Here is a 10827-nt window from a genome sequence, read left to right as displayed (position 1 = left end):
CTTTATAAAACAGGAGATATTGTCGCTTATAATGAATTTGGGGAATTACTTTGTTATGGAAGACTTGATAATCAAATCAAATTTAAAGGACACAGAATTGAGCTTGGTGAGATAGAAGCAGTGTTAAATTCTCACGCAAAGATTAAAAATAGTGCTTGTATCTTTAAAGATGATAAACTCATCGCCTTTTATGAGAGTGATGAGGAGCTTGATTTAAAGGGCTTTTGTAAGCAAAAACTCCCCCCTTATATGATAGCCTCAAGTTTTGTAAGGGTGGAAAAATTCGCCCTTAATGCAAATGGTAAGATAGATAGGAAGGTTTTGAGTGAAAGAGCATAGCGACATAATTGAAAAAGCACTAAAGCAAGGCTATCTTAGTTTTGAAGGGGAGAATATTATCTATCACACTAAGAAGCTAAGTAAGCAAAACTACACAAATCCAGAAGAAAAAGTGCGCGCAGAAGTGTTTGCAAGGCTTATTATTGAAAAAGAGTATCCACTCTCTCACATTGCCATAGAAGTGCGTGTTACACGAGGTAGCAATAAAAGTAACACAAGAGCGGATATTGTCGTTTATAAAAATGCCAAGCATCAAAAAGCCTTCATCGCCATAGAGCTAAAAAAGTCAAGTCAAAAAGACTTGCGAGAGGCAAAAGAGCAGGTTTTAAGCTATGCAAATTTTTTGGGAGTAGATTACGCGCAAGTAACTAATGGCAGAGAAAAAATCACGCTCTACATTAAAGAGAATGGTAACGATTTAATTGATGATATTCCGCCCTATGGTGGTAATGCACCCTTATGGAAATACTTGCGAGATTCTAAGAATAACAATATTTCAAAAATAACAACTGATGAGCTAAAAGCACTTTTGCAAAAAATCCATAATTATCTTTGGAATGGTGGCAAAAGAAATCCAGCCGAAGCCTTTAGCGAATTTAGCAAAATCATCTTTACGAAAATAATGGACGAAAAAATCGCCGAATACGACGCAGATTATAAACTTAAACATTATGAATTTCAAAAAAATCGCGATGAAGATAAATTTGCCCTAGAAAAGCGTATTAAAGGGCTATATCAAAAATATAAGGAAAAAGATAGCAATGTCTTTGATAATGCTCTAATTTTAGATGCAGATGAGATTAAATTTTTAGTAGAGAATCTTGAGAATATTAGCCTAAGCGAAACAGACTTGGATATTAAAGGAAAAGTATTTCAAAAGTTTTTTGCAGATTTTTTTAAAGGCACAGCTGGGCAGTATTTTACACCGCTTAATATTGTGCGTTTTATGGTGGAGTGCTTTGACATTAGGCAAGATGATTTAGTGCTAGATCCAAGTTGCGGAAGTGGTGGATTTCTACTCCAAACTTTGCAATATATGCAGGAAAAAAGCAAAAAACTCGATGGCGAATACAATCAAAAACGCTTTTGGCATTCTTTCGCGGAGAAAAATCTCTATGGCATAGAAATTAGCGGTGGGATTTCACAAACAGCTAAAATGAATATGATTATCCACGATGATGGGCATACGAATGTCATCACAGCCGATGGGCTTGACTCTTTTGAAAATTTCATAAGAAAAAATAACAAATTTCAAAAAAACACCTTTAATTTTATCTTTACAAATCCACCTTTTGGCTCTAGCATACCCGCAAGTAAGCCTTATTTTGAGGACTTTTCTTTTGCAAAAAGTGAAGTGCATTTCATTGATAAAATCATTGATAAAAAATCCCCTAAAGATTTAAGCACACAAAAAAGCGAGATTTTATTTTTAGAGCGGTATTTTGAGTTTTTAAAAGAGAGTGGCATTGTAGCTTGTGTGCTTCCTGATGGGATTTTGACAAATTCTAGTTTGCAAAATGTGCGCGATTATCTTTTAGAACGCTTTTATTTACTTGCTTCTTTCTCTCTACCCCAGCATACCTTTTCAAACTATGGTGCGGGGGTAAAATCTAGCATTTTAGTCCTAAAGAAAAAAGACAAAAAGGCTATTAAAGCATTTTTAGATAAAAAAGAAGCCATACAAAATGCCATTACCCAAAAGCACAAAGATGAAATTTTAAGTTTAAGAGATGAGCTAAAAGCCCTTATCGCACCGCTACAAAAGGAGTTAAAGGCTTTAGAGAAAATGCAAGATAAAGATTTAAAAACGCAGGAGCAAATTGCCACCCTAAAAGAAAAAATAGCAAATATAAGAGAAACATACAGATATAAAGAGGAGCTTGTGCGTGATAAAATTTGTGCCAAAGTAAGCGAAAAGCTAAAGCAGCTAGAGAGCTATGAAGTCTTTATGGCTATCATTGAAAACATCGGCTTTGACGCCACAGGCAAGGAATTATGCGAATATGAAAAAAGCGAACTTCACACCATAGCCTTAGAATTTAAAAAATTTTATCAAAAGCACTGGGGGAAAAATGGCTGAAATTTTTACAAGAAAATTTAGCGAAGTCAGTGGCGGGAGGTTTGACGCGGAATTTTATAGTAAAAAATATGCCTTTATTGATAATTTTTTCAATAACAAAGAATATAAAACATTAAAAGAAATTGTAGAACCAATCAAAAATGGTTCTACCCCTAATAATGGTAAATTTGAAGAAAAAGGTATTCCTTATTTTCGCTCTCAAGACCTAGATTTATACGAATCTTATCCTACAAAATTTGTTAGCTTAGAATTTCACAATTCTATTATTCGCTCAAAATTAGCACCTAATGATGTTTTATTAGCAATTGTTGGTGCAACACTTGGTGCTGTTGGTTTTGTATCTAACGACATTGCGGAAGCAAATATCAATCAAAATATTGCAAAGTTAAGAATAATTGATGACAAAATAAAAGCAAAGTTTTTGGCTATTTTTTTGGATTCTGCTCTTGGCAAAAAGCAAGTTTTTAGATTGGCTACAATTACAACCCAAGCATATATCAATAACTCACAATTAGGCTTAATTAAAATTCCAAAACTCCCCCTTTCCACACAACAGCACATTATTGACCTTATGGATAAAGCCTATAAAGCTAAACAAGAGAAAGAAAATAAAGCCAAAGAACTTTTAGATTCTATTGATAGCTATCTTTTAGAAGAGCTTGGCATAATCTTGCCATTAAGAGCAAATAACACTCTAGATTCTAGAATCTACACGCAAAAGATAAGTGCCTTAAGTGGCTCTCGCTTTGATGCAAATTATCATCAAAAATATTATACAGATTTAGAAAAATCCTTGCTCTCTTCACCTTATCCCCTAGTCAATCTCGCCTCTTTAATCAACAATTTTAAAAAGGGTATAGAAGTCGGCAGTGGCGAATACTCTCAAAATAAAGAAATTCCCTTTATCCGCGTGAGTGATATTTCAAATAATGGCATAGATTTTTCTAATGTGCAAAAGTTTATTTCCGCTTCTTTGTTTGAGAATCTTAAAGCCTACAAACCTAAGGAAAATGAGCTTTTATACTCTAAAGATGGCACGGTAGGCATTTGCCTAGAGGCTGATACAAGCCACAATTACATCATTAGCGGAGGGATTTTGCGTTTAGAATTAAAGGCGGAAGTGGATAAAGACTTTTTATGCTTTTTGCTTGGCTCTTATATAATGAATGTCTTTGCAAATCGCGCAAGCATTGGTGCAGTGATTAAGCATTTAAATGTAGGCGAGTTTTTAAATCTCAAAATCCCCCTACCACCCCTTGCAATCCAAACGCAAATCGCTAGTAGGCTAAAAAGCTCTAAATTTCAAGCCCTAAGCTTAGAAAAAGAGGCAAAAGAGATTCTACATAAAGCAAAAATTGATATAGAAGCACTCTTGCTAACTGCGGGGGGGGGGGGGGTAACCCTTGCATTTAGCTTTGAAGCATTTAAACAAACGCATTATTTTGACAAAATGATAAAAATTTGGAATGAGAAGGAATATTCTGTGGTAAGGCTGGGGGAAGTTGCAAGAGTAAAATCAGGCTTTGCTTTTAGTTCAAAAGATTATGTGCAAGATTCTAATGTGTCTCTTATCACAATTAAAAACATTGATTTTAGTGGCGTCGTTTTTGGAAATACTACATTTTTACCTAATAATTATTGGATCGAATATGCAAACTTTCAAATTAAAAATGGAGATATTTTGATAGCAATGAGTGGCAGTGTAGGTAAAATATGTATATATAATTCAAATAAATTGGCTCTTTTAAATCAAAGGGTTGGTATACTAAAGATTGAAAAGTGTCTTAACGATTTTGTGGTATCAATTTTACAAACAAAAATATATCAGCATTTTTTCGCAAGAATTGCAACAGGTGGCGTTCAATTAAATCTTAATGAAAAAGATATTCTAAACCTAAAAATCCCCCTCCCACCACTTACAGAGCAAGAAAGAATCGCTAAAGAAATAAGCCAAAGAAAAGCAAGGGCAAAGGCGTTAAAACAAGAAGCAAAAGAGAGTTTAGAATCTGCTAAAAAAAAAGTAGAGCATATTATACTAGGAGTATTTGAAAGATAAATATTTAAAAAGGCTCAAATTAAGAAAATTTTTGTAAAATAATCTATTTTCAAATAATATTAACGACAAGGTGGCGTATTAATTATGAAAATCCTGATGTATCATTATGTGCGTGAAAGTGTGCCACATTTGCCATTTTTTCGTTATTTGTCTTTTGATAATTTTAAAAAACAATTAGATTATTTTGAAAAAAATTTTGGCTTGGTATCTTTTGAGGAATTTTGCCGCCTTAAAACAGAGCCTGAATTTATCAATGTGCTTAAAAATAAGATTTTACTTAGCTTTGATGATGGCTTAAAAGAGCATTTTACCTTGGTCTATCCAGAGCTTTTAAAAAGGGGAGCTTTGGGAATTTTCTTTATGCCAACTGCGGTTTTAAAAGAGGAAAAAGCTTTGTGTGTGCATAAAATTCACTATTTGCTAGGACACGGGGGGGGGGGGGGGGTAAGCTCCTTGATTTAGCCTTAGAGCTAATTGAACCTAGTATGTGTGAGGGTGAAAATACCTATTTGTTCGAAGATTATTATGATTTACTTGATGATGATGTAAGCGTGAAGCAATTTAAGCTTTTATTAAATTATAATCTCAAAGAAGAATTTAAAGAAGAGGTTTTATCCACCCTGTTAGCGAAATGTAACTTAAGCGAGGCACAAATTTACGAAAATTATTATCTTAACCGCGAAGAGCTTAAAATAATGAGTGAAAATCAAATGCTTATAGGAAGCCACGCTCACTCTCACATTAATTTCTTAAATCTTAACGCCAAACAAGAAGCAGATGAAGTGAGAAAATCTTTTGAAATTTTAAGCTTTTTAGACCCTGCCATTCGCACTTTTTGTTATCCTTATGGGGAATTTAGCAGGAATTCAAGGGCTATTTTGCAAAATTTGGGAGTTGATTTTGCCTTTGTAAGCTTAGATGAGTATAAAAAAGACATCGATGAAGAGGATTTAAAGAAAAATCCTTTTACTTTAAGCCGTTATGATTGTAATGCCTTTAAATTTGGGAAAGCGAGTATGGGATAATGCACGAGTTAAGATTTTGCCGCCTTGATGAAGTGGCACTTTTGCAAAGCTACATCGCTAAGGAGTGGAGAGGGGACCATATCTTTGTAAAATCACGCGAAGTGCTTGATTTTCAATATTTAGACCGCAAAAACTCCCGCTATAATGTCCTCATCGCTTATAATACGCAAACTAAAGAATTTGACGGAATTTTGGGCTTTAGTTTGCTAAGTCAGTATGATGAAAATATCAAAGATGAGTGGATTTTCACTTCACTTTGGAGTGCCAAAAAATCTTATCCCTCGCTAGGACTTAAGCTTTATCGCTATCTTTTTGAATTTTTTAACATCAAAAATACCTCAACGGCTGGACTTTCGGGAGATTCTGTGAAATTTTGCAAACTTTTCTACGACAAGATAGATAAACTTTATCATTTTTACATTAAAAATGATAATAAAAAAAGCTTCAAACTTGCTATTTTTAAGCAAAATCCCCCAACTAAAAAGCCAAATTTAAGACTTAATCTTAAAAAACTTAGCCTTAAAGAATTCAAAAACTCCACTCTTAAATGCCACTTTACTCCGCAAAAAAGCAAGGCTTATTTTATCAATCGATATTTAAAACACCCATTTTACAAATATGAAGCTTTGGGCGTTTTTAAAGAAGATATTTTAAAAGCCGTATTTTTCATAAGAAGCGTTAAAACTCATAAGGCTAAAGCTCTTTTGATAGTCGATTTTATAGGCGATGTAAGGGGAAATTTACGCACTTTATTTGTAGAATTTTTACAAAAAAGACGATGTGAATTTGCAAGTTTGCTTTGCTATGTGCCAAAAAAAGAGTATTTTTTAAAAATGGGCTTTTCCCTGCCAAGTGATGATGAGCTTTTGCCTGTATATTATGAGCCTTTTTTAAAGCAAAATATCGCCATTTACTTCGCCCTAACTAGCAAACATAAAAACGCCTCCTTTTTCAAAGGCGACAGCGACCAAGATAGGGTCAATAAGCTTGGTTAATTATATTTTGTTATAAAGACAAAAATCACAACCTCTTAGTATAAGATAAAAAATTTTAAAACATTTTATCTTAATTAGGTCCATAATTTGCTTTTAATTTATACCTCTTTGATACAATCTTTTTGCAAGTTATTTTAAAGGAATCAAATGAAACAAATCAAGCAATTTTTCATCAATATAGAACGAACAGACATTGATGAAAATATGGATAATCTCGTAAGCGATGATGTGATTGATAGTATTGACATTATGGCTTTAGTAGCAGAGATTGAAAAGCACTATGGCAAGGCTTTAAAAGCGGAATTTATCAACGCAGAAAATTTTGAAAATTTCGCAAGTATCAAAAAAATGTTAGAAAGTGCTTTTTAAACCCCCTCCCAAAGCGGCATGGGGCTTTAAGCCTTTAAATTTTGCTCTTTAAGGGCTTTGATAACGGCATTTTTAGACTGCAAAAGTTCCGTGAAAAAATCGACCACCTTATCCCAGTCTTCTTGTGTTACTTTTTCTAAATGAAAATTCTCTTTATATGCGTCCCAATTTACAGGCTCAAATAAATGCGTTTTGTGCGGGAAATACTTCGCCCTCACCCACTCTAAAGACGAAGCATAATAATCCACATAAGCCTTAGCTAAATCTTTTTGCACCCTAAATTTGAGCCTATCTTCTTTCACGCCCTCAAAATGCTTCCTTGAGATGTAAAGCATAGAATTAAAATTCCCGCCTAAGTCCTTTTTGTTAAGCCTTGATTGTAGCTCTATGCCAAGAAGATTAAAGCTTTCATTTTTGTGTTGTTTGAGTGAAAATTCCTCATCCCACTCTATGCCTAAATGATGTGTAAAGTCCTTAAGCATAGTCCCTCCCACATAATCCTGCCTTAAAAGACGCACGATGATATTTTCCTCCCCCCACACCGCTTCGTGGTCTTTTACGATTTGCGCGTAATCAAAAATGTGCTTTCTAGGGTGCTTATCAGGGGCAAAATCGCCTGAATAAAAGCCCATATTATTCTTATAATCTTGTGAGCAATGTGAATTTAAATAATCCAAAGTATTTCTAAAATACACGATGATTTTCACTTCATCAAAGCCCAAATTTCGCATAATATTTTCTAAAATTTCGATGTGGCGACGCGTTGGAAAGTCCCACACTATACCCTCAGCGGAAAAGATGAAGGTTTTATCCCTATGCTCTTTAATTTCTTCTTTAAAATTCTCTAAAGCCCTAAGTAATCTTTCATTTTCTAAATCTTCTAAAACATTTGCGCTTAAATTTGGTTTTTCTACAAGCTCCAAAACCATATCCACCAAAGCCCAGTGGCGATTTGCCACGCGTAAGCTTTTAGGATAAATAAAACCCTTTTCTAAAAGTTTGGCTTCATTTTGCATTAAAAAGCCTTGTTTTTCTTGATTACCTGAATTTGTCGTGCCTATGTGTAAAAATGCTTTCATTATTTGCCTTTCAAAAATTTTTCTTATTTTAGCTTAAATTGTGTAATGTCAAGCACATACCCCCCTCCCCCGTCATCTTTAAAGGTAAAAAGCTTGTCTTCACACACATAGCTGATTTCATTATCCTCTCCCACAGGACTTTTCCTACCTTGTAATTTTTCGAGCATTTTAGGCAGCTCTTTACGACATAAAGCCTTATCACTCATTCTAAGTCCGTGCTCTAAACTTTTTACAGCGCGTCCGTCTATATCATTTTCATCTTTGATTAAATGCAAGGTATCATCAAAGCCCAGTTCTTTGAGCTTTTCGCTTAATTCTATCTTTTGCGTAGCAGGTGCGCCATCATCTAAATTTGAGTGATAATGCACGAAAATTGTCTTTTTAGATTTTTCGGCGAGAGTTTGAAGATGCTTAGTATTTAAAATCGTCCTTGCATAATAATTTGCGTTGGAAAAATAATAGGGCGAATTTTCATCTTTTGTCCAAAATTTCTTTACAAAACAAGCAAGCGCATAATGCTTTCCATTGATTACAAATTCAGGAACCCCCGTCTCACGCCCTAAAATATGCGGTAGCCAAGGCAAAACGACCCCACTATTATCCAAAACGCCATCGACATAAAAAGCAGCGATTTTCGCACAAAGCATAGCCAAATAGCCCCCGTAACTCCCTCCCACATAAATTTTAGGAAGCTCCGCAAATTCGGGGATTTGCAAAGCTAAATCTTTCACAATGCACATTATATCAAGTGCGCTCATAATGCCGTAATTTTGATAATCTCCATTTTTAGGCACGACATCACAATTAAGACGCACCATAAAATTTTCTTCCAAAACTTTGTTATTTTTATATTCTTGTAAATGCTCATCTATCCACGGCAAAAAGCCCAAATAATTGCCCACATCGACTCTATCATTACACTTTAAAAGCTGCAAAATTTTTTGCATAAGCTCTATATCCTTAGCATTTGGAATCAAGTAAGGATTATAAGGCTCTATGACACCCACCCTCGCACAAAAGCAGTGATAAATGGGGCTTATAACGCATACGGGATGTGCTTTTGCCACGCTTTTACGCTCAAAATCGAGAAAATTCATATTTGCATTTGCTCCAAAACCACCAATTAAAAAAACGATAGCCTTAATATCCTTACTATCATCGTAACTTAAGCGGTATTCAAGCTTTGAATTTCTCTTAAGTCCAAGCTCCACATCACAGGCTCCATCTATAAAAAAACTCTTTTCTACAAGCATTAGCACACCTTAAAAAATTTAAACGACATTATAATCAATTTTACAAAATATTTAAGTTTTGTTTTGTTTTTTTTTGATAAAATGCAGGTTCTGAATTTTTTAAGAGAAAGGTTTAAAATGTTTAATTCCCTAAACATAGGCGTAAAGCTTGTCATATCCGTGGCAATTGCTGTCATTATAGGCTTAATTGCTTTTGTTACTATCATTTCTGTGCAAGTAAGCCAAACAATGCAAGGTGAAGCTGAAAAGCTAATGCTTCAAGCCTCCAAACGCTATGCAAATAACATCGAAGGTGCGCTTAATGAAAGCATAGCTCTCACCAAATCTACCGCAAGGACTATCACGGATTCCATTAAAAACAATGGTTATTTTGATATTGCCGATATAGAAACCGTCATCAATAACATCTTCGATAGTTCCGCTTACGCAACTTATACTTTTTTATATCTCAATAACAATACCATCCTAAATGACCCAAATATAATAAAAGAACAACACATTGTTAAAGAGTATAAAAGCGAAAAAGGCACTTTTGGTATGTTACTTTATGATACAGATACCTCTAAGGCTGGTAAGCTTGAAAAGTTGCAATTTAGTGAAAGCATAAAAGAAATTTCTGTCGTGTCAAGAATTGTTTCTTCAGTCAAAGGTAGAGATTTAGATACTGTATATGTAGGAGTCCCTGCTAGAATGAATTTTAACAAACATGAATTTGTGGGTGTGAGTATAGCAATGCCTATTTTTAATCCTAAAGGAGATTTTATTGGCGTTGCAGGCTATATTTTTGACTTAAACGACTTCTCAAATGCCTTGCTTGACCCAAAATTAAGCCTTTTTGAAGGAGATTATAGGGTTTTACTTGCAGGCGATGGAACCGTGAGCGCACATGCAAATCCAGACGCTTTACTTAAAAATGTGATTGAAATCAATAAATTTAGCCCAGAAAGCTCTGCAAAAGTCTTAGAGATTGTCAAGGCAAATGGGGAAGCGGTTTTGGGCGATTACACTTCAACGACTGGCAAACCTTCCTTTGCTGCCGTAGCTAGTATATCTACCATAGGAAATAGCAGCCACTGGAGTATTTTAACTGCCGCTCCAAAAGATAGTGTTTTAGCACCTTTATATAAAATGCAATTTCTTCTTATCTCCTTAGCCATCGTTTTTTTAATTGCTGTTTTACTTGTGGTTTATTTCCAAGTGCATAGAATTGTAGGTAGAAGACTGCCTATTCTCGTTAATGCACTCGATGCTTTTTTCCGTTATATCAATCACGAAAAGGTTGAAGTTCACGCTATTAAAATTAACGCCAACGATGAGTTAGGACGCATAGGCACAATGATGAACGAAAACATCAAAGCCACTAAAGAAGGCTTAGACCAAGATAAACAAGCCGTCAAAGAAAGCGTAGAAACAGTAGGCATAGTAGAAAATGGTAACCTCACTGCAAGAATCACAGCTAATCCTAGAAACCCTCAACTCATAGAGCTTAAAAGCGTTCTTAATAATCTCCTTGATGTCTTACAAACTAGAGTGGGTAAAGATATGAATAAAATTCATTCTATCTTTGAAGAATTTAAAAGCCTAGACTTTAGAAATAGAATTGAAGATGCAACAGGTAGTGTAGAAGTAAC

General features: G+C 34.6%; 10 protein-coding genes. 8 read left to right on the top strand and 2 right to left on the bottom strand.

All coding sequences use genetic code 11. From position 1 onward, the window contains the following. From NYG92_RS08910 to NYG92_RS08880, 7 genes are all read left to right on the top strand, one after another. A partial coding sequence (locus NYG92_RS08910) for an AMP-binding enzyme (protein ID WP_432264810.1) occupies window positions 1–339 on the top strand: 339 nt, incomplete at its 5' end. Further along, complete coding sequence (locus tag NYG92_RS08905; RefSeq protein WP_289234185.1) at window positions 326–2419, top strand: N-6 DNA methylase; 2094 nt, start codon at window positions 326–328, stop codon at window positions 2417–2419. The genes NYG92_RS08910 and NYG92_RS08905, both read left to right, overlap by 14 nt. Beyond that, the gene (locus NYG92_RS08900) at window positions 2412–4475 is read left to right on the top strand and encodes a restriction endonuclease subunit S (RefSeq protein ID WP_289234184.1); all 2064 of its coding nucleotides are present in this window, start codon (window positions 2412–2414) and stop codon (window positions 4473–4475) included. Before NYG92_RS08905 ends, NYG92_RS08900 begins: the two co-directional genes overlap by 8 nt. 84 nt (window positions 4476–4559) lie before the next feature. After that, a complete protein-coding gene (locus NYG92_RS08895; protein ID WP_289234183.1) occupies window positions 4560–4937 on the top strand; it encodes a polysaccharide deacetylase family protein in 378 nt (125 codons plus the stop codon). 23 nt (window positions 4938–4960) lie between these two features. Continuing rightward, the gene (locus NYG92_RS08890; RefSeq protein WP_139454963.1) at window positions 4961–5500 is read left to right on the top strand and encodes a polysaccharide deacetylase family protein; all 540 of its coding nucleotides are present in this window, start codon (window positions 4961–4963) and stop codon (window positions 5498–5500) included. Further along, window positions 5500–6495, top strand: a complete 996-nt coding sequence (locus NYG92_RS08885; protein WP_289234182.1) for a hypothetical protein — start codon at window positions 5500–5502, stop codon at window positions 6493–6495. Before NYG92_RS08890 ends, NYG92_RS08885 begins: the two co-directional genes overlap by 1 nt. A 147-nt stretch (window positions 6496–6642) precedes the next feature. Then, window positions 6643–6864, top strand: coding sequence for a phosphopantetheine-binding protein (locus NYG92_RS08880; protein WP_139454961.1), 222 nt, complete (start codon window positions 6643–6645; stop codon window positions 6862–6864). A gap of 26 nt (window positions 6865–6890) precedes the next feature. On the opposite strand, the gene NYG92_RS08875 is transcribed toward NYG92_RS08880, so the two are convergent. Beyond that, window positions 6891–7943 (bottom strand): acyl carrier protein, encoded by a 1053-nt coding sequence (locus NYG92_RS08875; RefSeq protein ID WP_139454960.1) that lies wholly within the window; start codon window positions 7941–7943, stop codon window positions 6891–6893. Window positions 7944–7966: 23 nt separating this feature from the next. Next, the gene (locus NYG92_RS08870) at window positions 7967–9196 is read right to left on the bottom strand and encodes a DUF2920 family protein (protein WP_270976839.1); all 1230 of its coding nucleotides are present in this window, start codon (window positions 9194–9196) and stop codon (window positions 7967–7969) included. 117 nt (window positions 9197–9313) lie between these two features. On the opposite strand from NYG92_RS08870, the gene NYG92_RS08865 reads away from it, so the two are divergent. Further along, on the top strand, window positions 9314–10827 hold a 1514-nt coding region (locus tag NYG92_RS08865; protein ID WP_289234181.1), incomplete at its 3' end, for a cache domain-containing protein.

This window comes from Campylobacter felis, from assembly GCF_030250085.1.
GTDB classification, from domain to species: domain Bacteria; phylum Campylobacterota; class Campylobacteria; order Campylobacterales; family Campylobacteraceae; genus Campylobacter_D; species Campylobacter_D upsaliensis.
The sequence above is the reverse complement of the archived record's forward strand: the minus strand, read 5'-3'. Positions and strand labels throughout refer to the sequence as shown.